Origin of the sequence: Helicobacter rodentium ATCC 700285 (assembly GCF_000687535.1) — a bacterium.
In the GTDB taxonomy this organism is placed as follows: Bacteria; Campylobacterota; Campylobacteria; order Campylobacterales; family Helicobacteraceae; genus Helicobacter_D; species Helicobacter_D rodentium.
The window spans coordinates 103236-128299 of record NZ_JHWC01000002.1 but is presented as its reverse complement, the minus strand read 5'-3'; the positions used below and the strand labels follow the sequence as shown (position 1 = coordinate 128299).

At 37.1% G+C, this 25064-nt stretch carries 23 protein-coding genes and 1 tRNA gene; 13 read left to right on the top strand and 11 right to left on the bottom strand.

Annotated features, from left to right (window positions below; all coding sequences use genetic code 11):
• Positions 1–41: 41 nt before the first annotated feature.
• From BS85_RS0102225 to sppA, 4 genes are all read right to left on the bottom strand, one after another.
• On the bottom strand, positions 42–1985 hold the full coding sequence (locus BS85_RS0102225; RefSeq protein ID WP_245596268.1) for a penicillin-binding protein 1A: 1944 nt from the start codon (positions 1983–1985) through the stop codon (positions 42–44).
• A 546-nt stretch (positions 1986–2531) separates the two neighbouring features.
• Positions 2532–3917 carry a major outer membrane protein gene (locus tag BS85_RS0102215; protein ID WP_026943373.1) on the bottom strand — a complete coding sequence of 462 codons (1386 nt, stop codon included), beginning with the start codon at positions 3915–3917 and terminating at the stop codon, positions 2532–2534.
• 78 nt (positions 3918–3995) lie between these two features.
• Positions 3996–4826, bottom strand: a complete 831-nt coding sequence (purU, locus tag BS85_RS0102210; RefSeq protein WP_026943372.1) for a formyltetrahydrofolate deformylase — start codon at positions 4824–4826, stop codon at positions 3996–3998.
• Positions 4826–5719 (bottom strand): signal peptide peptidase SppA, encoded by an 894-nt coding sequence (gene sppA / locus BS85_RS0102205; RefSeq protein WP_034550966.1) that lies wholly within the window; start codon positions 5717–5719, stop codon positions 4826–4828. The genes purU and sppA overlap by 1 nt, the downstream gene beginning before the upstream one ends.
• Between sppA and BS85_RS10060 the strand changes: the two genes are divergently transcribed.
• Both BS85_RS10060 and lepA read left to right on the top strand, forming a co-directional pair.
• Positions 5697–6152 (top strand): hypothetical protein, encoded by a 456-nt coding sequence (locus BS85_RS10060; protein WP_034550964.1) that lies wholly within the window; start codon positions 5697–5699, stop codon positions 6150–6152. The genes sppA and BS85_RS10060 overlap by 23 nt on opposite strands.
• A 203-nt stretch (positions 6153–6355) precedes the next feature.
• Positions 6356–8146, top strand: coding sequence for a translation elongation factor 4 (gene lepA, locus BS85_RS0102200; protein WP_026943370.1), 1791 nt, complete (start codon positions 6356–6358; stop codon positions 8144–8146).
• A 50-nt stretch (positions 8147–8196) separates the two neighbouring features.
• Here the strand turns inward: lepA and BS85_RS10055 are convergent, their stop codons facing one another.
• Complete coding sequence (locus tag BS85_RS10055; RefSeq protein ID WP_211246892.1) at positions 8197–10299, bottom strand: cache domain-containing protein; 2103 nt, start codon at positions 10297–10299, stop codon at positions 8197–8199.
• 131 nt (positions 10300–10430) lie between these two features.
• On the bottom strand, positions 10431–11870 hold the full coding sequence (glnA, locus tag BS85_RS0102190) for a type I glutamate--ammonia ligase (RefSeq protein ID WP_034550962.1): 1440 nt from the start codon (positions 11868–11870) through the stop codon (positions 10431–10433).
• Positions 11871–11962: 92 nt separating this feature from the next.
• On the opposite strand from glnA, the gene BS85_RS12015 reads away from it, so the two are divergent.
• The 3 genes from BS85_RS12015 (at position 11963) to BS85_RS0102180 (ending at position 16570) form a co-directional block, all read left to right on the top strand.
• Positions 11963–12091, top strand: coding sequence for a hypothetical protein (locus BS85_RS12015; protein WP_276951938.1), 129 nt, complete (start codon positions 11963–11965; stop codon positions 12089–12091).
• A gap of 456 nt (positions 12092–12547) precedes the next feature.
• Positions 12548–13108 carry a DedA family protein gene (locus BS85_RS0102185; RefSeq protein WP_026943368.1) on the top strand — a complete coding sequence of 187 codons (561 nt, stop codon included), beginning with the start codon at positions 12548–12550 and terminating at the stop codon, positions 13106–13108.
• The gene (locus tag BS85_RS0102180; protein WP_026943367.1) at positions 13109–16570 is read left to right on the top strand and encodes a methionine synthase; all 3462 of its coding nucleotides are present in this window, start codon (positions 13109–13111) and stop codon (positions 16568–16570) included.
• A 14-nt stretch (positions 16571–16584) separates the two neighbouring features.
• On the opposite strand, the gene BS85_RS0102175 is transcribed toward BS85_RS0102180, so the two are convergent.
• From BS85_RS0102175 to BS85_RS0102160, 4 genes are read right to left on the bottom strand one after another with little or no spacing between them, the layout of a single operon-like run.
• Positions 16585–18045 carry a replicative DNA helicase gene (locus BS85_RS0102175; protein ID WP_034550998.1) on the bottom strand — a complete coding sequence of 487 codons (1461 nt, stop codon included), beginning with the start codon at positions 18043–18045 and terminating at the stop codon, positions 16585–16587.
• A 22-nt stretch (positions 18046–18067) separates the two neighbouring features.
• Positions 18068–18805: an EI24 domain-containing protein gene (locus tag BS85_RS0102170; protein WP_026943365.1), complete on the bottom strand. Its 738-nt coding sequence runs from the start codon at positions 18803–18805 to the stop codon at positions 18068–18070.
• 22 nt (positions 18806–18827) lie between these two features.
• Positions 18828–19067 (bottom strand): DUF2443 domain-containing protein, encoded by a 240-nt coding sequence (locus BS85_RS0102165; protein WP_026943364.1) that lies wholly within the window; start codon positions 19065–19067, stop codon positions 18828–18830.
• Positions 19068–19121: 54 nt separating this feature from the next.
• Positions 19122–20234 (bottom strand): epoxyqueuosine reductase QueH, encoded by a 1113-nt coding sequence (locus BS85_RS0102160; protein ID WP_026943363.1) that lies wholly within the window; start codon positions 20232–20234, stop codon positions 19122–19124.
• 84 nt (positions 20235–20318) lie between these two features.
• Between BS85_RS0102160 and BS85_RS0102155 the strand changes: the two genes are divergently transcribed.
• Positions 20319–20394 (top strand) — tRNA-Glu (locus BS85_RS0102155).
• 92 nt (positions 20395–20486) lie between these two features.
• Here BS85_RS0102155 and BS85_RS0102150 read toward each other — a convergent pair.
• Positions 20487–20810, bottom strand: a complete 324-nt coding sequence (locus BS85_RS0102150; protein WP_026943362.1) for a hypothetical protein — start codon at positions 20808–20810, stop codon at positions 20487–20489.
• A gap of 111 nt (positions 20811–20921) precedes the next feature.
• On the opposite strand from BS85_RS0102150, the gene tatB reads away from it, so the two are divergent.
• The 7 genes from tatB to BS85_RS0102115 are packed head-to-tail and all read left to right on the top strand — an operon-like array spanning position 20922 to position 25062.
• Positions 20922–21431 carry a Sec-independent protein translocase protein TatB gene (gene tatB / locus BS85_RS10050; protein ID WP_051604635.1) on the top strand — a complete coding sequence of 170 codons (510 nt, stop codon included), beginning with the start codon at positions 20922–20924 and terminating at the stop codon, positions 21429–21431.
• Positions 21424–22155: a twin-arginine translocase subunit TatC gene (tatC, locus tag BS85_RS0102140; RefSeq protein WP_026943361.1), complete on the top strand. Its 732-nt coding sequence runs from the start codon at positions 21424–21426 to the stop codon at positions 22153–22155. The genes tatB and tatC overlap by 8 nt, the downstream gene beginning before the upstream one ends.
• Positions 22156–22159: 4 nt before the next feature.
• Positions 22160–23236, top strand: a complete 1077-nt coding sequence (gene queA / locus BS85_RS0102135) for a tRNA preQ1(34) S-adenosylmethionine ribosyltransferase-isomerase QueA (protein ID WP_026943360.1) — start codon at positions 22160–22162, stop codon at positions 23234–23236.
• Positions 23233–23820: a 16S rRNA (guanine(527)-N(7))-methyltransferase RsmG gene (gene rsmG / locus BS85_RS0102130; RefSeq protein WP_245596266.1), complete on the top strand. Its 588-nt coding sequence runs from the start codon at positions 23233–23235 to the stop codon at positions 23818–23820. The genes queA and rsmG overlap by 4 nt, the downstream gene beginning before the upstream one ends.
• Positions 23814–24029, top strand: coding sequence for a PP0621 family protein (locus BS85_RS0102125; protein ID WP_026943358.1), 216 nt, complete (start codon positions 23814–23816; stop codon positions 24027–24029). The genes rsmG and BS85_RS0102125 overlap by 7 nt, the downstream gene beginning before the upstream one ends.
• A 9-nt stretch (positions 24030–24038) precedes the next feature.
• Entirely contained in the window at positions 24039–24422 is a 384-nt protein-coding gene (locus tag BS85_RS0102120; RefSeq protein WP_026943357.1) for a hypothetical protein, read from the top strand.
• Complete coding sequence (locus tag BS85_RS0102115) at positions 24409–25062, top strand: Crp/Fnr family transcriptional regulator (RefSeq protein ID WP_245596265.1); 654 nt, start codon at positions 24409–24411, stop codon at positions 25060–25062. The genes BS85_RS0102120 and BS85_RS0102115 overlap by 14 nt, the downstream gene beginning before the upstream one ends.
• The last annotated feature ends 2 nt before the right edge of the window (positions 25063–25064 follow it).

Genomic DNA, 25064 nt, shown 5'->3' with positions numbered 1-25064 from the left:
ATATTTTTCACAATCCATAACTTTTAAAACTAAACCAAAATTTAAAAAATAATAGAATCGTGATTAACTTTTGGCTGATACTTGATAGGGGATTCATCTGTGTAATAAATCCTCTCACCTTCTATTACACGACTTTGCACACCTTGTGGTATAGAAAATTTACGCTCCAATCCGGGATCAATTTTTAATATTTTATCAAAAAAATACGAAAAGGCGGGAGCGGGAGCGACACCTCCTGTTTCACTATAACCCATTGGCGTATTATCATCTTTTCCATACCATACAATTGCTTCAAGGGTAGGAGAAAAGCCACAAAACCAAGCATCTACATTGTCATTTGTTGTGCCTGTTTTCCCTGCAAGATCAATACCCTCTACTCGCGCTCGCCTACCTGTGCCAACATTCACAGCATTTTGTAAAATATCCACAATCAAAAAACTCTGCTTAGGCTTACTCAACTCACGCTCTTCCCCACTAAAATACGCTATATCCCCTCTCATATCTACGATTCTATCCACGAGCATTGGTGTGATAACTTTACCATAATTTGAAAACACCATAAAGTTTTTTGCCATTTCAAGTGGTGAAGCCCCAAAACTTCCCAATGAAATCGTCAAGTCTTTTGGCACATTTTCAAAACCATAGTTTAAAACTTCATTATAGATTCTATCAAATCCTACTTCCTCTACGAGATTGATTGTTGCAAGATTCAAAGATTTTGTCAATGCGGTTTTAAGAGAAATAAAACCACTTAATGAGCTTCCATAATTCTTTGGCTGCCATTTTTTGCGCACATTCCCCACTCTGTATTCATAAGTGCGTGCAATATCTGGAATCTGATAATTTTGCGCTAATCCGGAATTGATAGCACTAAGATACAAAAATGGCTTTACACTGCTACCAATTTGTCGCTTACTTTGTGTTGCGCGTGAAAAGTTACTTTTTTGATAATCCACACCGCCAACAAGTGCTAGAATCTTTCCTGTTTTATTCTCTAACACCACAAAAGCACCATTAAGCTTTTCTTTTAAGGCTTCATCGTCTTTGTGTCGTGATAAAATCTGCTCATAGCCAAAATACAATGCTTCTTGTGCTATCTCTTGATAATCCAAATCAATATTTAAATAAATCTTATAACCCGCGGTTTTTAAATCCTCAACTCCTGCTAGTTGCCTTTGCACCTCATCTACAACATAAGGAGCGACATTTTGCGTCAATGTATCATTATAAACTTTTGGTTGCTCACTTAAACCCGCATCTAGCACTTCTTGTGAAATCCAACCTATTTCATACATTCTTTGCAAAACATTATTGGCTCTCCCTAAGGAAAAATCATAGTTTTTTGTCGGGTCATAAAAGCTTGGAGCGCGTGGCAAAGAGACTAGCATTGCAATTTCTTTGAAGGTTAAGTCCTCCATATCTTTACGAAAATATCCAAGTGCTGCGGTTTTGATTCCATAAAATCCGTGTCCAAAATAAGTATGATTCAAATAAACTTCTAAAATCTTTTCCTTTGTCAAAATCGTTTCCAAACGCAATGCCAAAAGAAATTCTTTCAATTTGCGTTCAATCGTTTTTTCACGCGTCAAAGCTACATTTTTAATAAGTTGTTGTGTAATCGTACTTCCACCCTCTGCATAACGCGCACTTTTTATGTTCTTAAACATTGCACGAATAATTGCGTCTATATTCACTCCGGGGTGCTCAAAATACAAAGTATCCTCAATCGCCAAAAGAGCCTCAATGATACGAGGGGGAATCTCCTCAAAAGTTGCATAAAATCTAAATTCCTCTTCAAAAATATTTGCAATCAATCGTTCCTGTCTATCAAAAATCTGTGTCGCAATGGGTGGCTTATAATTCACAATTTTATCTGTATCGTTTCGGACTTCAGAATAAAGCTGCATCATAAAGATTGCGATTCCAACCCCAAAAATAATCCCAAAAACAACTAGAATTTTTAAAAAAACCTTTATAAAACTCATACGCTACCTAAATAATGAAAAATTCTTGTATTTTATCATAGAGAATATAAAACTTGCAAGGATTGCGCAAGGTATTTCGTTATTACCAAAGAAGTATGCCATTGTGTCATTGCGAGAAAATTTGAAAAATTTTCGTGGCGTGCAAATGCGTAGCATTTTCACCCGCTTTAGCGCAAATCTATAATCAAGCAAACAGAGCATTTTACTTTTCGTCATTGCGAGAAGTTGGCGCAACTTCGTGGTAATCCATAATGTTACACTTCTTGAAAGATTCCATTACAAAAATTACTTTATGCTTGATTATGGATTGCTTTGGCTACGTTTTGCAATAACAAGGTGTTAGTTTTTTGTCATTGCGAGAAAATTTGAAAAATTTTCGTGGCAATCTATAAACTTACATATTTTAAGTTTTCTTGCTGTGTCATTGCGAACGAAGCATAGCGGAGTGTGGCAACCCACAATTAAGAATCTCGTCTTTAAGATTCCATAGAGGGAATAATAAGTGTGTGGGACTGGAAATCCTCACACACAAAGAAATTAAGAATCCTAGAAAGTATAGCGCACTTCTACTTGTAAGCGGTTTCTGTCTTCGGAATCTGGAGCAGTTGTGGCTAATGGCGCACCACCATTTACACTTTTAGGAGTTACACTTCTATCCCTATCCGTAGTTAGCATTGCATAATAAGTGCTAAATGCTAGATTTTTTGTATATTGCCATTTAATAATAGGTGTAATTTCTTGGAAATCAATATCTCCTCTGTTTGTCGCACTATATTTTAGCTCATTTGTCCCATTGACATATTCAATGCCGATATTAAGATTATCCAAAATATCGTAATTCAAGCTACCATAGAAAACACTAAGCGAATTGCCTTGATGATTGTTAGGCATTGATTGTCCCTCAATTGGAAGTGTAGAGATACTCACGCCTGTTGCATTGTTTTCAAACCAAATTTGCCCTACTTTATTAAAGCTTCCCTCATTATCCAAAGACACCGCATAGGAATCTTGTGTGTTACCCATATAGCCAAGTTTTAGTGCAAGAGGCACATCGTAATCGTGGAATCGCACTCCTGCCTCAATTGTATAAAGGTCTGCTCCGCCACGCACTCTGTCGTTATAAGCTGCTTGATAAAGCAAATGATTTCTATCATTGTCTAGGTTTGCAAACGCATATTGTCCTGTGATATGGAATAGACTATTGCTAAATCCAAGTTGCAAAAACATTCCGCTATCTAAAATATCATCAATTTTGAATCCCCAAATCTGCGCTCCAATGTTTCCTACGCTTGTTTCATAATTCCCTAATGCCGCAATGGTATAAAGAGGCTTGGTGATAGAACCTCCGGTATTGTTGCCTGCTGCTGTGCCAACATAACCCGCTTGGAAATCATCAATACTCCAAGAATCAAATGCCCCACCGACAAATGTCCAATGGTTTAAGTCTGAATTCATCGCCAAAATACCTGTTCCCCTATCATCTAATGGGTCGTTTAGAGGAGTAGTAAGGATCATTTTCCCTGCTTTAATCGTAGTGTTTGTAAAGCTTGGAGTAATCACGATATTAAATTCTCCTACACCAAAGCTACCATCTTTACCTGAACCAAGCCCTTTACCTAAACCCGGAAAGTCATTTCCGTGATTTACATTTTGCTCTGGGTTATGGTAGCGCACACTTAGATTCATAGACACTGCGTCCATTACAGGAGTTTTAAATAACGCTTCTGCACGCCATTGATGTCTTGCAGCTCCCTTGTCTTCATTGTTCTTCTCATAATTTCTATCGGTGTATCTATCATCTCTATAACGATAACGCAACATACCGCTTACATCTACTCCCCTAATAGCCTCCTCCAAATCTTGCGCACTTGCAGAACTTGCGATTCCACATACTGCAACACAAGCCGCCAAACTAAGTTTTAGAAATTTCATTTTTTCTCCTTACATTGTTTAAAAAAGGGTGATAATTTACTTAAAATTTGCTTAATTTTTAATTAAAACTGCGAGATTCTAAAAAACAATCGTCTTATTGTTGTAAATAAAAATCTTTTCCTCTAAAGCTAAATTCAAAGCTTTAGCAAGGACGATTTTCTCTACATCGCGTCCGCTTTTTTGCATTTCTTTCCAATCCATTGCGTGATTGACTTTTGTAATATCTTGATAAATAATTGGTCCCTCATCTAGGGCGTTATTCACAAAATGTGCGGTTGCACCGATGATTTTTACCCCGCGTTCATAAGCTTGTTTGTAAGGATTTGCTCCAATGAATGCCGGGAGGAAGCTATGGTGGATATTGATGATTTTACCCTCAAACCTTTGAACGAAATTTGGGCTTAGGATTCGCATATATTTTGCAAGAATAATATAATCACTTGGGAATCTTTCTAGCACTTCCAAAACTCTTTCCTCGTGTGCTTCTCGCGTTAGATTCTCGCTTGGAATGCAGACAAAAGGCAAACCAAACTTTTGACATAGTGGCTCTAAAAGCGTGTAATTAGACACAACCGCTAAAATATCTGCATTCAATTCCCCGCTATCGTAACGAATGAGTAAATCCCCCAAGCAATGGTTTTCTTTGGTGCATAGAATCACAATTTTCTTTCTCTTTGCCTCAAAGATTTCTACACGCGCCTGTGGGGAGAGTAGAGAGCGAATTTGATTTTGCAGTGATTCTTTCTCGCAATCCCCCTCCATTTCTGAACGCATAAAAAAGAGATTATTTTCTTTATCCACATATTCATCGTTCTTTAAGATATTTAAATTAAACTCAAAAATAACGCGCGTAATTTCTGCAATTAAACCTTTTTGGTCGGGTGTTTGAATCTTTAATACCATTTGCATTAGTTGCCCTTTAGCCAAATTTTAGAAAACTGCTCCAAAGCAAGTGCGATTCCATTTTGCACTCCAAGTGCGAGATTATCACCAAAGATTTTTTCTAAGTAAATTTCAATTTTATCTTTTTCCTCTTTATACCATTTGGGTTCTTGAATCTTTGCCTTTTGAAACAACAAATCTTGCGCATCATAGAGATTCCCAACTTTATCAATCAATCCAAACTCTAGCGCACTTTTTGCGCTTAGGATTCTGCCTTGTGCAAAGCTTGATTCTTTTTGCGCGTCAATCTTACGCGCCGTTGCAACCTCCTCCACAAACATTTGGTATTGCTCCTTTAGTAAGCCTTTTAGCATTTCCTCTTCATTGGAATCCCATTTTCGCATAAAAGTCCCCGCTTCTTTATAGATTCCAGCCTTAAGGGTTTGCGGTTTGATTCCTAGCTTATCTGCTAACTCGCTAATGTCTGCGCCATTGATAATTACACCAATAGAGCCTAGAAGTGCGCCACGATTTGCCACAATAGAATCCGCCCACACTCCTGCTAAATAACTTCCACTCGCCATTGCTCCTTGCGCGTAAGCCACAATCGGAGTTTTTAGATTCACGCGCTTGATAGCTTCAGAGATTTCTACGCTTGGAGCAATCGCGCCACCGGGCGAATCAATGACAAGCAAGATTCCTTTGATATTGGAATCTTTTTCTAATTTTTCCAACTCCTCTAAGAAACTATCACTTTGCAAAATTGCACCATAAAGATTGATTCTAGCAACATTAGCATCTTGCTTTACTTCTTCGCCCTTTGGAGCAAAAAGTAGCACAACGACAAGCAAAAAGACGAATGCCTTGAAATTTTTTGTAATGAACTCTAGCGGTTTGGTGAAGATTGAAAATATTTTCATAAAATGCCTAAAAATAAAAATTAAAGGTGGAATTATAGCACACTCCAATATTTCATTGCAAAATTTCTGCACTTCTTTAAAGCTCCCTACTTCGCAATTACAAGGTAAAGCTAAATTAATCTATAATGTTACACAAAAACTTACCACTGCGTCATTGCGAGATTCTGCGTTAGCGGAATCGTGGCAATCTATAAATCTACAAACAGAGCGTTTTTGTTTTTCGTCATTGCGAGAAAATTTGAAAAATTTTCGTGGCAATCCACAATCTTGCATAAAGAAAGCTCTGCAATGGAAGCTTTACAAACGAGATTCCGCATTATGGATTGCTTCACTAGCGTTCGCAATGACAGGAAGCCAAAGCGTCTGCTACTGCGTCATTGCGAGATTCTGCGTTAGCGGAATCGTGGCAATCTATAATAATGCACTACTTTAAAGATTCCATTGCAAAAATTATTTTATGCAAAATTATGGATTGCTTCGGCTAACGCCTCGCAATGACAAGGTGGGGGGGGGGTAATGCCTTGTAATAAAGTGGGTAATGCAAAACTTATAAAATTACAACACACTCAAAAAGATTAAAGTGTAATTTTGCTAAGATTCCGCCTTTAGATTGTTTGAAGCACACAAAGGATTCCAATGCAAAAGATTCGCAACTTTTCTATCATCGCCCACATAGACCACGGAAAATCCACTTTAGCCGATTGCCTCATTCAAGCTTGTGGGGCGATTAGCACAAGAGAAATGAGTGCGCAAGTAATGGATACAATGGAAATAGAAAAAGAAAGAGGCATCACAATCAAAGCCCAAAGTGTGCGACTAAATTACAACTATAAGGGAGAAAATTATATTTTAAATCTCATTGACACGCCCGGACACGTGGATTTTAGCTATGAAGTCTCGCGTTCTCTTGCCTCGTGCGAGGGTGCATTGCTTGTTGTTGATGCAAGTCAAGGTGTAGAGGCGCAAACCATTGCCAATGTTTATATTGCCCTAGAAAACAACCTTGAAATTATCCCGGTGCTAAACAAAATTGATTTACCTGCTGCTAATGTGGAGCGCGTCATTAGTGAGATTGAGCAAACCATTGGGCTAGACTGCACAAACGCCTTGCAAGTTAGCGCAAAGGCAAATATCGGCATAAAGGAGCTTTTGGATTCCATTGTAGAAAAAATCCCCGCTCCAAAAGGTGATTCTAATGCTCCCACAAAGGCACTCATTTATGATTCTTGGTTTGATAATTATCTAGGCGCGTTAGCTCTTGTGCGTGTCTTTAATGGAAGCATTAAAGTAGGACAAAATCTCTATATTATGGGGAGCGGCAAGAATCACGAAGTCTTAGACCTTATGTATCCACACCCTTTGCGTCAAGAAAAAACAAAGGCGATTCAATGCGGAGAAATTGGAATCGTAGTTTTAGGGCTTAAAAATGTAACCGACATTGCTGTAGGCGATACAATGACGGATTTTAAAATGCGCACACAAGAACCCGTAGCAGGGTTTGAACCCGCAAAACCCTTTGTTTTTGCAGGGATTTATCCCATTGATACAGATAAATTTGAGGATTTACGCGATGCGCTAGATAAGTTAAAGCTAAACGATTCTAGTTTGACTTATGAGCCTGAAACTTCTGTTGCGCTTGGTTTTGGATTCCGCATAGGATTCTTAGGACTCTTGCATATGGAGGTGATTAAGGAGCGATTGGAGCGCGAGTTTGGGCTAGATTTGATTGCCACCGCCCCAACGGTGGTTTATGAAGTAACCCAAACAGATGGCGAAGTCGTGTATATTCAAAATCCAAGCGAGTTGCCACCAGAACAAAAAATTGCGCAAATCAAAGAACCCTATGTACGCGCAACTATTATCGTGCCTAGCGAGTTTTTAGGCAATATCATCACGCTTTTGAGTAAGCGGCGCGGAATCCAAAAGAAAATGGAATACTTGCAAGAAACACGCGTTTTACTAGAATATTGGATTCCTACTAATGAAATTGTAATGGATTTCTATGATAAATTAAAATCTTGCACGAAAGGTTATGCGAGTTTTGATTATGAGCCGCTAGATTATCAAGAGGGGGATTTGGTCAAGTTGGATATTCGCGTGGCAAATGAAGTCGTAGATGCTCTAAGTATCATTGTGCCAAAGTCTAAGGCTTATGAGAGAGGTAAAGAGTTAGTAGAAGCAATGAAAGAAATTATCCCGCGTCAATTATTTGAAGTGGCGATTCAAGCAAGTGTAGGTAATAAAATTATAGCGCGTGAAACCGTGAAATCTATGGGAAAGAATGTTACTGCTAAATGTTATGGTGGAGACATTACGCGCAAACGCAAACTCCTTGAAAAGCAAAAAGAAGGCAAAAAGCGTATGAAAGCAATCGGTAAGGTAGCATTGCCCCAAGAAGCATTTTTAGCAGTGCTAAAGATTGATTAGCACTCAATGCAACTCTTGGATTCATTCAGATTCCCTAAAGGAATCTTATATTAAGCCTTGTTAGCTTGAGCTTCTTGAATTGGTTGTTCCTCTTGTAAATATTCTTCGTTCTCCTCTTTTTTAACCGCAACAAAAATCATCACATAAAGCGCATGTTTAGTGTATTCTGCAAAAGCACTTTGGGCGGGATTACAAGCCTCACTACAAACAAGATAATGTTTCTGCTCAATTTGAATAATTTGCTTGAAGCTTTTGAGGCTTTTGAGGTCAAACTTTTCATTTAAATTGTAATCTTCAAAACTGAAATCCTCTTTTGTGCAAGCAAGAATATTCTTTTGACTATCAAATGCAACACTAAAGATTTCACTCTTATCGGAGAGAATCGCAGAGTTTTTTGGCAAAGCATTTGCCAAAAATTCTTGAATCTTTTTTAAATCCAAAACATAGAGCAAACCACCTAATAGACGATTATTATCTCCTTTAATTGCATTATAAAAAAGAATCGTTTTCTTATCGTCATAAAATAATGTTGGCTCATAATTAGAAACAATCAGATTATCAATATTGCTACCATTGAAGCGATCCATAATACCAAGTTTTTTTGCATTATAGTGTATATTATCTAACGCATTTTGCTGTGTATAGCCCTCTTTGTCAAAGAGGATAATATTGTAAAAGTTGCTGAAATTCCCTTTTAAACGTTCCAAAAGAGCTTTTGTATTTGCAAGTGTTTCTGGCGTAAGATTACCCTCTGCATATTCTTGCAAATAGCTTTTAAATTCCATTGCATTCTTTATCCAATTAGAATCCTTCACGCATTCTCTAAAAAGACCATCTGTAACCAATGTAGAGTATTTAGAATAATAGCCAATAACATTAAAAAGGGCATTGTAAATGCCTCTTTGCAATTCTTCGGTAGATTGCACACAAAGCGTATTCATTTCTTCGCTTAGAATCCTAATATTATTTAAAATTGGATTAAGCGCATAAGAATGGCTTTTAGAAGCAATAATTTCACCATTAATCACCACATCGCCCAATTCTTCATTGATATTTTCACTTTCTGCAATCACAATATCTAAATCCTTTGTGATGAGTAAAGAATTTTCTAGCAAAAAGGGATCAATTTTGTAATCTGTTTGTTTTTTTCTATCAAAAGCAATATAAAGTGGCACGATTCTACATATACGCCATTGTTCTGTAATGCTTGAAAAGCCCATACTACCAATTTCCCCTAATGCAACCATACAAACCTTAGAACGATACTCTAAAAATGTATAATCTTTGTGTTTGTTAAGATTCAATAGTTGCCCACTTGAAAATACACGCATATTATCAGACAATAAAATATGATTTTTTTTATCAATGATTACAAGATTGGATTGTGGTAAGCGATAAGGGAAACGTTCAAGAATATCTTTAAATTCGTCTTGAATATCTATTACGAAAACAGCTACAATATTAGGTGCTTGTTCTTTGTTTGGTCTCAATGGAACAACAAAGAAAAACTCGGTTCTCTCCTCTTCGTTCTTTTCCTTTGTATTGTAAAAATCAACCTTTTGATAAAACTCTCCATAAGATTCTATGCTACGCGCTTCAAGGACAGGTGTTACTTTTGTCTTATAAGCAATAACAGAATTTTGCCCTAAATCAACAGAAGATAGCAGTGTACCCTCATTAGTATAAAGTATAATATCCTTATAAACGGCACCGCTAGAACCAAACCTTTTAAGATAATTTACAATTGCTTCTAATGTAGCTTTAGACTTTTCAGCATCGTTCTTATTGGATTCAAATTCCAAACACTTCTGTAACAAGTATTGACTTTTTGCAATCGTGGATATATCCTCGTGGCGATTGTGAAAATAGAGATTCAAAATTTCGGAAATAATTTTTACAGAAGTATCCGCTTCCTCATAAGAATTTAAAAAATTCTGCTCCAAAATAGTTTCAATCAGCTTGTCTTGGAGATTTTCAAATTTCTCTTGCGTTCTTTCCATATATTCAAAGAGATTCTCTGCAATATCAAGTGAGCTAATTTTGCCTGTTAATGTTGTCTTGCCAAGTAAAGTATTAAACGATGCAAATTGTGATTTATAACGTTGCACCATTGGCATATAATTACTTAAAAGGTTTGCTGTTTGAGATTCCATAATTCAAGCCTTAATATTTAAAGATAAATTTTTAAATTATAGCAAATTTTTGTTTTAAATTCTAATATTCTATGAAACTACAAAAGTCATCTTTATAGATTTTAACATTTGTAGCCCATAATGTAGAAATTTTAACAACTATAAGTTGTGATAAATTCAAAGGGGTGTGGTCTTCCCTCCCAAGGCCAAATCTCTGTTTCAAATTTATATTTTTTATAAGTTTGGATAAATTCCTCACTAAAGACTTCTCCTACTTTAAAAAACTCCTTATCTAAAAGCATTTCCTCAATCGCGCTTCTTAGAGTATGCGGAAGTTGCTTAATGCCTTTTTCACGAATCTCATCTAATGTTAATTCAAATAAATCCATTTCCATTGGCTCACCGGGTTTAATTTTATTTACGATTCCATCTAATCCACCCATTAAAAGTGCTGAAAAAGCTAAATAAGGATTGCTAGAGCCATCGGGAAACCTAAACTCCATTCTTTTTGCCTTCTCTCCACTATTATAAGGAATCCTAATGCTTGCACTGCGATTCTGTGCGGAATATGTTAGAATGCTTGGTGCTTCAAAACCCGGAATCAAACGTTTATAGGAATTTGTAGAAGCATTGGTAAAGGCTGCAATACTTCTTGCGTGTTTTAAAACTCCGCCCAAAAAATACATCGCCATTTCACTTAAACCTTCATAGGCATTCCCCGCAAAAAGATTTTTGCCCTCTTTCCAAATGCTAATATGTGTGTGCATTCCACTTCCATTATCCCCATAAAGCGGCTTTGGCATAAAGGTTGCCGTCTTACCATTCAAATGAGCAACCATTTTAACAACATATTTTAACTTTTGCACATTATCCGCTGCCTCAAGCATATCACCAAACTTGACCCCAACTTCTCCTTGTCCTTGTGCCACTTCGTGATGCACAATAAAAGTTTCTAAACCTATTTGATTTAACACTTTAACAATTTCTGCGCGTAAATCCACCATAGAATCCACAGGAGCAACAGGGAAATAACCTCCTTTTGTGCCGGGGCGATGTCCAAGATTCACTCCCTCATATTCTTTGGTACGATTCCATTCTCCCTCCTCTGTGTCAATTTCATAATATTGACAATTCACAGAATCTTTCATTTTAATAGAGTCAAAGATAAAAAACTCGTTCTCTGGTCCAAAATATGCCACTTCTCCGATTCCGCTATCACTTAAATGCTTCATTGCGCGTTTAACGATGCTACGCGGACATTTTTCGTAGGGTTCATCTTTGTAAATATCCCACACATCACAAAAGACAACCGCAGTTGTATCTGCAGTAAAAGGATCTATAAAATAACGCACGGGGTCAGGGATTAGAATCATATCCGACTTATTTACGGGTTGCCACGCAGGAAAAGAGCTTCCATCAAAAGGAATCCCCTCCTCAAAACTACTTGCATCAATAGAGCTTGCACTAAAGGAAAAATGATGCCAAACACCCTTAATATCTGTAACGCGAAAATCAATAAACTCCACTTCATTTTCTTTGCAAAAATCAAAAAATTGCTTAATGGCTTTTTTATCAGCAACCGGTTTTTTCATAGTCAATTACCTTTTAAGAATGAAATTTCTGCGCAATTCTACAAAGTTTTTGTTTAATCGTGATTGAATATCTTACATAAAGACTTGGAGAGATGAATTGCTTATTAGAAAACTCTGCCACTTTTTGTCGTTACAATTTAGATTATGGATTGCTTCACTTTGTTTGCAATGATGGGAAGTCAAAGCGTCTGCCACTTTGTCATTGCGAGATTCTGCGTTAGCGGAATCGTGGCAATCTATTAATCAGGCAAAAAGTAAATCAAACAATGAAATCTCTAAAAAGTGCAAGATTATAGATTGCTTCATCATTCGCTCTACTTATTCCTCGCAATGACAAGATTAGGAAAATACAGGGTATGCTAGATTATGGATTGCCACGACTTCTACGAAGTCTCGCAATGACAAGGCAGTTAGCCTTTAAGTAAGATTCCACATTATGGATTTCCAAAGCCCTAAAGGGCTTCGCAATGACGCAGTAGCAAAACACGACAACAAAAGATAAGCAGATTGCGTCTCTTAATTTTATTTACACCTTAATCGCTCCCACTAATGACACAAAATTAACCCCACAAGGTAGGCAAAAAGGATTTAAAAATTTGCAAAGAATCTATACTAAAAATAAAATTTTTGCTAAAGTTCTGTTTTTAAATTTGAAAATGGAATTTTTAAGGAAAATAATGCAAGAAACAATAGATTTAATTGCAAAATATGGCTATGCCATTTTATTTTTATACTCTCTTGGCGGTGGATTTATCGCCCTTGTGGGTGCAAGTATTTTAAGCTTTGCGGGTAAAATGGATTTAACCTTAAGCATTGCCGTTGCGTGTGTGGCAAACTTTTTAGGCGATTGGTTGCTTTTTTATCTCGCGCGTTATCAAAAAGCAATGATGCAACCCTACCTAGCGTCTCATAGGCGCAAACTCGCTTTGGTGCATTTACTTATGCGCAAGTATGGTTCAGTGATTTTGGTGGTTAAAAAATACATTTATGGATTCAAAACCCTTGTGCCTCTTGCAATCGCACTCACTCCCTATTCTTTGCTGAAATTCAATCTTTATAATGCCATTGGTGCAGTAATTTGGGGCATAAGCATTGGAATAGCTGGATATTTTTCAGGCGGAATTTTAATCAAAGCTTTGGAGCTAATCGGGGATTATCCTGCGATCGCTCCTGTGTTTGTGGTTATTTTGCTAGGCGGACTTTGGATATGGCTAAGCCGTGCGACAAAAAGGCGTTAAATGGGCATTCAAGAATTATTAAAACAGCGCGTGTTAATCCTTGATGGCGCGATGGGAACAGAGATTCAAAAACACTCCATAGAATCTTGGGGAGAAAACGCAAAGGGAGAGAAGTTAGAGGGCTGCTCGGAGGCATTGAATCTTTTTGCTCCCGATGTGATTTCAAGCATTCATACAAGCTATTTACAAGCAGGAGCGAATATCCTAAAAACAAATACTTTTGGCGTAATGCCTTGGGTTTTAGCGGAATATGGGTTGGAATCGCGTTGCAAAGAGATTGCAAAAATCGGGGTGCAACTTGCAAGACAAAGCTTGGAATCGCACAATGCGCTAGAAAATCAGCAAGACGCGCTTTTTGTTGCGGCATCGTTAGGACCCGGAACGAAATTACCTAGTCTAGGACATATTGATTATGACACAATGTTTGAGGGCTATTGCACTTGCGTAGAGGGGTTTAAGGAAGCGGGTGCTGATGTGATTTTACTAGAAACCGCACAAGACCCCTTACAAATTAAAGCCGCCTTGCACGCTTGTGAAGCGGTTGCGCCCAAGATTCCTGTAATGGTTTCGGTAACCATTGAAACCAATGGTTCAATGCTCATTGGCACAGACATTACGACACTTTTTCACATTTTAGAACCTTTCTCGCTGTTGTCTTTGGGAATGAATTGTGGGCTTGGACCCGATTTAGCGCGTCAGCATTTATGCGCTTTAAGCGAAGTGTGTAAGTTTCCTATTTCTATCCATACCAATGCAGGACTTCCACAAAATCGCGGCGGCATAACTTATTACCCTATGGAAGCAGAGGAGTTTAGCGAAATTCAAAAAAGTTTCTTGGAGATTCAAGGTGTTGCCTTGCTTGGAGGTTGTTGTGGGACAACGCCAAAGCATATTCAATTACTAGCACAAAAAACCAAAAATGCGATTCCGCTCCCGCCAAAAGGAAATTACAAGCCTAGCATTGCTTCACTCTTTAGTGCGTTGGAATTAAAGCAAGAACCCGCTCCTTTGCTGATTGGGGAACGTTCCAATGCCACAGGTTCTAAGGCATTCCGTGAATTGCTCCTTGCGGAGGATTACGAGGGAGCATTAAGCGTGGGAAATGCGCAAGTACTTAGCGGAGCGCATTGCTTAGATGTGAGTGTTGCCTTTGCCGGACGCGATGAAAGCCACGATATGCAAGAGTTAATTTCGCGCTATGCTACCAAGATTCCACTTCCTCTAATGCCTGATTCCACGCAAGTTAATGCGCTAGAAATTGCATTAAAGTTAATCGGTGGGCGTCCGATTATCAACTCTGCAAACCTTGAAGATGGCATAGAAAAATTTGATAAAATCGCAAACCTTGCAAAAAAATTCGGTGCAGCCCTTGTCTGTTTGACGATTGATGAAAAGGGAATGTGTAAGACATTTTCACGCAAAATTGAATGCGCAAAAAGAATGATGGAACGCGCAAAAAATGTGCATAAATTGCGTGAGGAGGATATTATCTTTGACCCGCTTACCTTTACGATTGGTAGCGGTGATGCGGAATATTTCACCGCAGGAATGGAGACTTTAAACACCATAGCAGAGCTAAGCCGCCTCTACCCAAAGGCTGGAAGCACACTTGGGCTGTCCAATATCTCCTTTGGATTAAGCAAAGAAGGTAGAATCTGCTTAAATTCCGTCTTTTTGCACCACGCAATTCAAAAAGGGCTGACTTCGGCAATCGTCAATGTTGCACATTTGATTCCTTATGCGCAAATGGAATCGCAAGATATTAAGGTTTGTGAGGATTTGATTTTCAACCATTCACACACGAGTGAGCCTCTCTATGCATTCATCAAACATTTTGAATCTAAAGCGGGAATGCAATTTCAAAGCTCCAAAGAAGAGGAGAATCTAAGCACAGAGCAAAGAATCGCAAAATACCTCATCAATGGCGATTGGGTGGCTATGCAAAAGCTTTTACCCACCGCTAAGGATTCCATTAATCCCGAGATTATCATTAATACAATTCTTATTGACGCGATGAAAATCGTAGGAGAGAGGTTTGGCAATGGTGAAATGCAACTGCCCTTTGTGCTGCAAAGTGCGGAGGTGATGAAAAAGAGCGTGGATTATCTGAATGAATTTTTACTCAAGAAACAAAGCTCCCATAAGACAACGATTGTCATTGGCACGGTGAAGGGCGATGTGCATGATGTGGGCAAGAATCTTGTGGATATTATCCTAACCAATAATGGCTTTAATGTGATTAATATCGGAATCAAGGCGGAGCTAGAGAAGTTTTTAGAGGTGATAGAATCCCAAAAAGTAGATTGTATCGGAATGAGTGGATTGCTCGTGAAATCTACATTGGTGATGAAGGAAAATTTAGAGGAGCTAAAGAGGCGCGGAATCACAATTCCTATTATGCTAGGTGGTGCGGCACTCAATCGCAATTTTGTGGAGGAATATTGTAAGCCAAATTATGACGGAATCATTTTTTACTGCAAAGACGCCTTTGATAGTGTCGCAGCAATGCAAATCATTCAAAGCGGAGATTTTAGTGATTTAACCCTGCCAAGCGATAGGGCTAAAGTTGCAGAAAATGCGGAGAGTGCGGAATCTAAACTTGCTAGAAAAGAAGCGAGACTTGCAAAAAAGCTTACAAAATCCTTAGAGAAGGATTCCACACCAAAGCCCACAAAATGCGAATTGGAATTTACTTATGATTCCTATAATCCCCCATTTTTTGGCGTAAAATCCTTGCAATTAGATTCCACAATGCTAGATTCCGTGTTTGATTATTTGGATAAAGACTTGCTTTTCAAACACCGCTGGGGTTATAGCAAACTCAAAAAAGAGGAATATCAAGCGTTAAAAAAGAACGAGCTAGAGCCGACTTTGGAGCGTTTGAAGCAGGAATTTATCCAAAAAGAGATTTTTAAACCTGTCGTGCTATATGGGTATTTTCACACACGCACTAGACAGCCTCAACGCTTGGAGGACGGGCTAATTTTAGAGTTAAGCGCAACAGAGGATTTTAAAAATGCGGAATCCTTTTTGTTCCCACGTAGTGGCAAAAAGCCTTATTTGTGCTTGGGGGATTATTTCAACCCCAAAGGCGATATTTGCGCCTTGCATTTGGTTTCAAGCGGACACAATCTTGCGCCTTTTGAAGAAAGCCTTTACAAAAAGGGGGAATACCATAAATACTATTTAGCCCACGCTTTAGGGGTAGATTTAGCGGAAAGCTTAGCAGATTTTATCCACGCAAGAGTGAGGCAGGAATTGCATTTGGATTCCAAATGCGGACAGAGATATTCCTTTGGCTACCCTGCGTGTCCTGATTTATCACTTAGTGTGGGGCTGTTTAAGCTATTAAATCCGGAATCCTTTGGGATTCTCTTAAGTCAAACTTATCAAATGACACCCGAAGCCACCACTTCTGCACTGATTGTGCCACACCGCGAAGCAAAATACTTTGCGGTTTAGATTCTATGCCCATTTTAAATGGGTGGCATATCAATGGAATCCGAGTTTGTCTTTGTATTATTTTCCGGTGGTATAAACTGCGTTTGTGTATTTTGGGCAGTTTGTTCATAAATAATTTCAAGGCTTGGATTGGAATCTGTTAAATCCACAAAACGCGTACAATGCTTGTGAAAAGTGAGTTTTATTGTGCCTGTTGGTCCATTGCGCTGTTTGCCAATAATGATTTCTGCTTCTTCTTCATTGCGTGGAATATAAGTGCTTTTATACTCTTTATTTTCCTTTTTTGCCGCTTCTTCCTTTTCTTTCTCGTCCTTTTGCTTATACACCGCATCACGATAAACAAACAAAATAATATCCGCATCTTGCTCAATAGATCCCGATTCTCTTAAATCTGAAAGCATTGGGCGGCGGTCGCTTCTGGATTCTAAACTGCGATTAAGTTGTGAAAGCGCGATGATTGGAATCTCTAACTCCCTTGCAATCATTTTAAGCCCACGGCTAATTTCGCTCACTTCTTGGTGTCTATCTTTGTTGTTTGCGCTACTCATAAGTTGCAAATAATCAATCACAGCAAGTCCAATTTCTGGGTGTTTGGATTTAACCTTTCTAAGTTTAGTTCTTAGCTGATGAATCGTAAGCAAACCATTATCATCAATAAACAAAGGAGCTTTACTCATCACTTCTGCCGCACTTGTTAGCCTACTCCACTCCTCATCTTGCAAATTTCCCAAACGCAAATTCTGCAAAGCAATGGAGGTTTTTGCAGAGAGCATTCTTAGCATTAATTGTTCTGCTGGCATTTCAAGACTAAAAAACGCTACCCCCTTTCCTATATCCAATGCTTTTTGTGCCATATTCAACACAAGGGTTGTTTTCCCCATTGCAGGACGCGCAGCGACAATGATTAAGTCCCCCTTGTTAAATCCTGTTGTCATTTTATTTAAACCTGCAAATCCTGTATCTATGCCAATCAATAGATTATTTCCGCGCCTTTTCATCTCTGCAATATATTCTAAAGTGGATTCAATAATTTTTTCAGAATCCCTAAATTCTTTCACTTCGTGGGTATTGGTAATTTTATAAAGCTCACTTTGCAAATAATCTATAATTTCTTTTGTGCTTGTTCCTTCGTCCTTTGTGCTTTGGTTAATTTTCATTGCAAAAGAATGCAATTTGCGCTTAATGGAAGCCTCTAAAATTTCGTTCATATAAGATTTCAAATCGCTAATGGGATTGGTTGCAAGGATGTTTAAAATTTCCTCTTGTGCAATGGGGTGTGCTTTAGTAGAAAGCTTAAGAATAAACTCTTCATCAATCGGGCGGTCAGTGTGGCGAAGCTCTATCATTGCAGCAAAAATATTTTGGTGGGGTGCATAAGCAAAATCCTCTGCGGCTAAAGATTCTGCAATAAAATCTAGTTGCTCGGGGTCAAACAAAATGGAGTTTAACACTGCGCGTTCAATCTGTAATTGCATTTCCATTTGCATTCCTTAAAGTTTAATTGTTTTTAAGATTAAAAAATAAATGCGCCAAAGTAGTGAGCGCAAAAACAGGAGCAAAAAATCCTAGAATCGGAATCAAACTTAAACCATACAAAGGTAGAGTAATGCCACGAATTTTACTTTTTTGTTCTCTTTTTATCTGTTTGAGTTGTTTTTTTTCAAAAATTCCCTCACCAACATCTGCGACTAATGTTTTTGAAAACAACCAATAATTTGGTAATAAAATCACAAAAGAGCCAATAAATGGCACAAAATAAAGAGGCAATAAAAGGATTAGAAACAAAAAATACAATAAATAGATTCCAAACAAAGAGAATAAGGAGACTATCATACTAGTATTGCCATCAAGTGAATGGCTAGGATAATGCTTGTTACGCACAAAATTAACAACAAAAGGAGCTAAAAAAGAACAAATCATAAGCGTAAGCAAGAGTGAAAAGATTAAAAAACAAAAGGCTAAAAAGACAAAAAGTGTCATCTTAATAATATAATCCAAACCACTCTGAATCCAAGTAAGCCAAGCGATAGAGAGATTTAAATCCAAACGCAGATATTGATAAAGCATTGCATACCAATCACCACCAAAAATATAAAGAATCACACTCCAAAAAATAAAGGCAAAAAATAAAGGCAAAAATGTAAGGCTTAACAAATAAGGAGTGAAAAAATCTTTTTTAGCAAGTGCAAAATAATGCTTTGTTTGCGTAAATTGTTCTTGAATATTAGACGACATAACAATCCTTAAACATTATACTTTACCAAGTAAGAACTTCCCGCTTAATTTTATTGAGCGTATCAATCGCTTCTTTTAACCGAGAAACCTCATTGTCAATTTGTTGTAGATTCCATTCACCAAGCTCATCGGGCATATCTTGTGAGCCACGTTTAATCATAATATAATCCACAAAAGAAATCTTTGCTAATCCTAAAAGCAACTGAATCTCCGCCTGTGCCTCTTCAATTTCACGCAAAATTCCCTCAATACGTTCAAACATTTTAATCCTTTCTAGCCAAATTGAAGCCAAAATTTTAGCATTTTTGATAATTTTTTACAAAGAAATAAAATCCTCCAACACTTCTTCTTGCGTTATGTAGGAAATATCAAGCATAAAATCCTGCAAAATAGGTTTTTCTACAATAAGAATTGGAGAAGTAGAAAAACCTTTTGAATAGAGTTTGTGGCGCAAAAGAAGTTGTGCCTCTTCACTTGTTCCAACACGCAAGAGTGTATCAAAATCTGCAACTTGTAAAAATTCCTTAAATTCCTCAAACAAAAGCAACAAAATCCCCTCCTTATTTGCATATCCAATTCCTTTATGCCAAAACTCTATCTTTGCTTTGGTGGGCTTAGAGAGAAAAGAATAACTGCAAATAAAACTTGGAATGGCTTGATTGTTATTTGTCAGTAAGCCTTTGGTGAGTTGATAGCGCAGGACTTTGCGCTTAATGATTTGATAGGATTGATTGGATTCCTCTAGTTTTTTACGCGTTTGAAAGTTATGGAATCGCAAAGCAGGGAGATTTCTGGTTTCTCTTGGCGCACTTAAAGAGGATATAAGCTCTAGGGGGTTTTTATTGGATTTATTGCGTTGATCTTTGAGCGCAAAAAGGCAACCACAATAATTTTGACGATAAAGTTTCGCTTTCTTTGCTAACTCATTTTGTGCTTGTGTGCCACCCTTACTTCGGACATCAAGAGGTAAAAAATCAAGATTCCAATCTCTAGCAATCCTTTCTCCTTGTGCAAAAAGCTCGGGTTGAGATTTCATTGGACTTGCAAGTAAGGTAGTTGTAAATTCCACACAATGCGTTTTTGTGGCAATTTCTGCTGTTTTGATTAAACGAAAATCAAAACAAAAACTACACCGCTCACCTTTTTCTGGAGCCTTTTCTAATCCCTTAGCATTTTCTAACCATTTTTTATCCTCATATTCCCCAACAATGAGTGGAATCCCAAGAATATCACAACTGCGTTGAACATCACTTAAACGCAAAGCATATTCTTCATAAGGGTGAATGTTTGGATTATAAAAATATCCACAAAAACACTTGTTAGGATAAAGTTTCTTAAGTTGCGTTAAAAAATGATGGCTATCTACACTGCAACAAATATGAACCAAAGTCGTATTTTGATGGCTGAAATTGTAAGGTAGAGATGACATTTTATGCCTTTTGGATTCTTTTTAGAATGCAGAATTTTAATATAAACTTAGCATAAGTTCAAGAAATTATGCTAAAATTCCCGCGACCCTTTCATCTAGTGGCCAAGGATAATGCCCTTTCACGGCATACACGGAAGTTCAAATCTTCCAAGGGTCGCCAACTTCATAAGTGCTATTAACCCTTTCCAATCCAAGCCCATATTTTTAATAAAAGTCAATCCCAACTTAATTCTTTAACTTTATCAACTCTTATTAAAACAAACTAACATTCTCATTTTGTTTAGATAATTGTATATCAGAAAAAATTTCTTGTTCCAAATAATACCACTCTAAATCCGCCGGAATAGAGGAATCTGACAAGGTTTGCGAATTGCTATTTTCTCCCATATTTTGAAAAGAACGTGCGCTATACCCTGCAATACTACCACCCTTCATAAAATACGCCGTTACTCCTGCTCCGATTCCAGCACCCAGCAAGAATGCGTCCGTCTTTGGCGAAATACACCCGCTAAAGAAAACCGCCACACAAGCAAAATAGCTAAAAATTAACATTTTTTTAAATGTCGTCTGTTTCATTGTCTACCTCTTCTTAAAATAGAATCTAACTTTCTCTAAGCACACTTTATTCCAAAATTAGATAGAATCGCAAATTTCAAGCAAAAACGAATAAAAAGACAAGGTTTAACAATGTTTGGAATGGGATTTTTTGAAATTTTAATGGTTGCTGTGGTTGCAATTATTTTTTTAGGACCAGAAAAACTGCCCAAGGCATTAGTGGATGCAGCAAAATTCTTTAAAGCGGTTAAAAAAACAATGGACGAAGCCAAAGATAGTATTGAGCGCGAAGTAAATATAAGTAAAATAAAAGAAGAAGCTCTAGCTTATAAGAATAGCATCACACAAGATATTCAAACACTAAGCAAAGATTTGGAATTAAAAGATATTAATTTAGATTTGGAAGAAAAAGATTTATCCCCCACAGATTCCACCCATAAAGACAATCCAAAAACTTCAATCCCAAAAAATACTCAAGAGATTCCTAAGGATTCTGCATTGCAAAATTTAGATTCCTTGCCGACAAAAGAAGTTATACCCAATAAGCTTAATAAAACAACTTTGGAGTTTGGAGCAAACTTAACTCAAACACCAAAGGGAGAAAATGTAGAATCCCAAACAACAAGGAATGAAAATGTTTGAAGACTTAAAGCCTCATATTCAAGATTTGCGCAAATGCCTGATTCGGATTACTCTTGCACTCCTTGTTACTTTTATTGCTTCTTTTTATTTTTGGGAACTTATTTTGGATTGGATGGTTGCTCCTCTTAGCTACGCACTTCCTAAAGGTCGCGAAAGTGTCATTTTCACACAAGTAGGAGAGGCTTTTTTTACTGCGATTAAAGTAGCGTTTTTTAGTGGATTTATTTTTGCTTTGCCAATTATTTTTTGGCAAATTTGGATTTTTGTCGCTCCGGGATTGTATGATAATGAAAAAAAATTTGTGTTGCCTTTTGTAATCTTTGGCACTTTTTTCTTTTTATGCGGTTGCGCTTTTGCCTACTATATCGCTTTCCCTATCGGTTTTGATTATCTTATTAACTTTGGTTCTCAACTCTTCACCGCACTTCCGAGCATTGGAGATTATGTGAGTTTCTTTGCTAAGCTTATGGTAGGGTTTGGAATCTCCTTTGAGTTGCCTGTAGTTACATTTTTCTTGGCAAAAATTGGATTGGTTACAGATAGAACTTTGAAAGAATACTTTAAATACGCCATTGTATTTATTTTTATTCTTGCGGCAATCCTCACGCCACCTGATGTGCTTTCACAATTTTTAATGGCGATTCCTCTTGTTTTGCTTTATGGATTATCCATTGTTATTGCTAAAATTGTCAATCCTTACAAGCCTGAAGAAGAGATAGAATAAACCAATGCGTGAATTACAACTTGAAAGCTATGATTACACTTTACCCAAAGAGCGCATTGCAACCTGCCCTATTATCCCAAAAGAAGCGGCAAAACTTCTAGTTTATGAACGCAGAAGCGATAAAATCACGCATACAACTTTCAAAGATTTTGCAAACTTTCTACCACGAGAAACCTTGCTTGTTTTTAATAATACCAAAGTTTTACCCGCAAGACTCTATGGCACAAAAGCCGTGCAAGATTCTAAAAACCCTAACACAAAAGGTGCAAAAATTGAAGCACTTTTTCATAAAGAAATTGCACCCAATGTCTATCTAATGCAATTTAGGGGACGTTTAAAAATTGGACATTTAATCGCCTTTGAAGGAGGAGTTTTTGCTAGAATCCTAAAAGAGATTCAAGAAAATACATTGGGTGTAGGCTTTAAAGAAGCAGAATTTTTTAGGATTTCAAACAATGCTTTAGAATCCCCTTTGAATCGTGAAGAATTTTTTGAATTTTTAGAAAATTTTGGAAATATTCCTTTGCCTCCTTATATGAAAAGACTAGCAACACAAGAGGATAAAAAAGACTATCAAAGCGTTTTTGCAAAACATTTAGGCGCGATTGCTGCACCAACTGCTTCCTTGCACTTTAGCGAGGAATCTTACAAGAATCTAAAACAAAACTTTCAAAGCACAGAGGTAACATTGCATATTGGTGCTGGAACTTTTATAGGTGTAAGCGTAGAAAATATTTTAGAACACAAAATGCACAAAGAACTTTTTTTTATCTCGCAAGATTCTGCGGATAAAATTAAACTTGCCTCCCATATTACCGCCATTGGAACAACCGCTACACGCGTGATTGAAGAATTTGCTAGAAATGGGAAACTAAGTGGAGAATGTGATTTGTTTTTACATCCCCAAAACAAACCTCTCAAAACCAATGCACTTTTAACTAATTTTCATCTGCCAAAAACTACTCTTTTAATGCTTGTGGCTTCCTTTATAGGGCTAGACAAGACAAAGCAACTCTATCAAGAAGCAATCGCAAAAAACTATCGCTTTTATTCTTATGGCGATGGAATGTTGATTCTATGATGAAGCAAATTTTACAAACCCTCCAACCCTCTCAAATTGCACAATTAGAATCCTATGCAAACTTACTCTTGCGTTGGAATGCGATTCATAGCCTAAGTGGAGCAAAAGATTCGCAAAGCATTCAAAAAAATATCCAAGACTCCCTCTATCCTTTGAGTTTAAAGGAGTTGAATCTGCACACAAAAACTAGCCTATTAGATGTTGGGAGTGGCAATGGCTTCCCAAGTGTGCCTCTTGGAATTGTGCTTGGGATTCCTACAATTCTCTGTGAGCCTAATGCCAAAAAAGCAGCTTTTTTGCAAAATGTTAAAGCAAATTTAAACCTAAAAAACTTTACAATTCAGCGCAAAAAAATAGAATCGTTAGAGTTAGAAACCAAGCCAAACCTGATTACCTCAAGGGCAACCTTTAACATAAAATTTTTTTTAGAAAAGTGCGGTAAGCACATTGCACAAGAAACAACCATCTTACTCTATAAAGGTTCAAACTTTGAAAATGAGATTCCAAAAGGTTTAAAATATACACATTTTCAAAAGGGCTTATTGCATTATCTTGTCATTTTAGGGGAGAATTTAAAATGTTAAAGTTTTTTTTATTGATTTTATTCTTGGTTGGCATATATTTGCTTTTTTTTCGTAAAAATCCCAAGAAACCAACAAAAAATGACTTCCAATCAACACAAGATTCCATTATGTTTGAATGCGCAGAATGTGGCACTTATGTCTCTAGTGAGGAAGTGATTGTTAAAGACGGAAAATACTATTGCTCCAAAGAATGCGCCAAACTAAAGTAAAGGACAAGAATGCTTATTTTAAATCACCCCTGTATTGAATCCTTAAATATTGTTTGTGTGCATTCTCAAAACCAAATTGCCCAGACATTGCCAACAGATTTTTTGGTTTTAACTTGCGATTCTTTAGAGAAAACCTTAACTCTTGCACACTATTGCAGTAATAATGCAATAACTTACTCAAAAATCGTTACAAGCGTTAAAGAATCTCTACTGCTAGTAAATTTAAATGTGCGATTCCTACTTTGCACAAATCTAAACCTTGCTCAATCTTTACAAAAACTCGCGGAAACCTATCTCTTTGATGCAAAAATTTTATTTTGCATACAAGACGAAGAGGAAATTGAAAAAATCGCAAAATATGGAATTGATGGGGTTCTCTTTGCGAAACTTTGAAACTTTAGAATCTTTTGCGCCCTTTAATACACTTTCCAAAGGAGATTTAGAGGATTTAAACCGCATTACAACATTCAAAACTTTTGCACCCAAAGAGATTTTGCTTTATGAACAAACAGAAGTGCATTGTTTGTATTTTCTCTGTCAAGGCTTATTAAAACTCTACAAAGTCAATCGTTTTGAAAATGAAGTCTTCTTGGGACTTTTAGAAAATGGATTATTACTAGATTTTAATTTAGAGGGCAAACTCATTTCTTTTGCTAATATTGAATGTATGCAAGATTCCATTGTTGCTTGTTTTGATGGAGAGAAATTTACTAAATTGCTAGAATCCAATCCACGTCTTTTAACTTTATTCTTCAAAGAAGCCCAAAAGAAAATTGCACTTTTTGAAGAAGTAATCCAAAAAAATCTGATTTTTGACAGCACTGCAAAGATTGCTTATGCCCTTTATTTTGATTTAGACAAATTCAATGCACACAAAAAACAAGATAATGCCATCTTTTTGAATATTCAGCCCGAAACACTCTCCAGAACCCTTAAAAAACTTCATCGCGATAATATTTTAATTACCAACAAACAAGGGAAAATTGAAATCATCAATCCGCAAAAACTTTACAATATCTTCAAACAGGATTAACA

Excerpts from the sequence above, each read along its gene's own strand:
- tatB (WP_051604635.1), top strand. The coding sequence starts at position 20,922 with ATGTTTGGAATGGGATTTTTTGAAATTTTAATGGTTGCTGTGGTTGCA.
- queA (WP_026943360.1), top strand. The coding sequence starts at position 22,160 with ATGCGTGAATTACAACTTGAAAGCTATGATTACACTTTACCCAAAGAG.
- BS85_RS0102215 (WP_026943373.1), bottom strand. The coding sequence starts at position 3,917 with ATGAAATTTCTAAAACTTAGTTTGGCGGCTTGTGTTGCAGTATGTGGA.
- BS85_RS0102180 (WP_026943367.1), top strand. The coding sequence starts at position 13,109 with ATGGGCATTCAAGAATTATTAAAACAGCGCGTGTTAATCCTTGATGGC.
- sppA (WP_034550966.1), bottom strand. The coding sequence starts at position 5,719 with ATGAAAATATTTTCAATCTTCACCAAACCGCTAGAGTTCATTACAAAA.
- BS85_RS12015 (WP_276951938.1), top strand. The coding sequence starts at position 11,963 with ATGAATTGCTTATTAGAAAACTCTGCCACTTTTTGTCGTTACAATTTA.
- BS85_RS0102150 (WP_026943362.1), bottom strand. The coding sequence starts at position 20,810 with ATGAAACAGACGACATTTAAAAAAATGTTAATTTTTAGCTATTTTGCT.
- BS85_RS0102165 (WP_026943364.1), bottom strand. The coding sequence starts at position 19,067 with ATGTTTGAACGTATTGAGGGAATTTTGCGTGAAATTGAAGAGGCACAG.
- BS85_RS0102225 (WP_245596268.1), bottom strand. The coding sequence starts at position 1,985 with ATGAGTTTTATAAAGGTTTTTTTAAAAATTCTAGTTGTTTTTGGGATT.
- BS85_RS0102160 (WP_026943363.1), bottom strand. The coding sequence starts at position 20,234 with ATGTCATCTCTACCTTACAATTTCAGCCATCAAAATACGACTTTGGTT.
- glnA (WP_034550962.1), bottom strand. The coding sequence starts at position 11,870 with ATGAAAAAACCGGTTGCTGATAAAAAAGCCATTAAGCAATTTTTTGAT.
- BS85_RS0102185 (WP_026943368.1), top strand. The coding sequence starts at position 12,548 with ATGCAAGAAACAATAGATTTAATTGCAAAATATGGCTATGCCATTTTA.
- lepA (WP_026943370.1), top strand. The coding sequence starts at position 6,356 with ATGCAAAAGATTCGCAACTTTTCTATCATCGCCCACATAGACCACGGA.
- BS85_RS10055 (WP_211246892.1), bottom strand. The coding sequence starts at position 10,299 with ATGGAATCTCAAACAGCAAACCTTTTAAGTAATTATATGCCAATGGTG.
- BS85_RS0102120 (WP_026943357.1), top strand. The coding sequence starts at position 24,039 with ATGCTTATTTTAAATCACCCCTGTATTGAATCCTTAAATATTGTTTGT.
- purU (WP_026943372.1), bottom strand. The coding sequence starts at position 4,826 with ATGCAAATGGTATTAAAGATTCAAACACCCGACCAAAAAGGTTTAATT.
- BS85_RS0102125 (WP_026943358.1), top strand. The coding sequence starts at position 23,814 with ATGTTAAAGTTTTTTTTATTGATTTTATTCTTGGTTGGCATATATTTG.
- BS85_RS0102170 (WP_026943365.1), bottom strand. The coding sequence starts at position 18,805 with ATGTCGTCTAATATTCAAGAACAATTTACGCAAACAAAGCATTATTTT.
- rsmG (WP_245596266.1), top strand. The coding sequence starts at position 23,233 with ATGATGAAGCAAATTTTACAAACCCTCCAACCCTCTCAAATTGCACAA.
- BS85_RS0102175 (WP_034550998.1), bottom strand. The coding sequence starts at position 18,045 with ATGCAATTACAGATTGAACGCGCAGTGTTAAACTCCATTTTGTTTGAC.
- tatC (WP_026943361.1), top strand. The coding sequence starts at position 21,424 with ATGTTTGAAGACTTAAAGCCTCATATTCAAGATTTGCGCAAATGCCTG.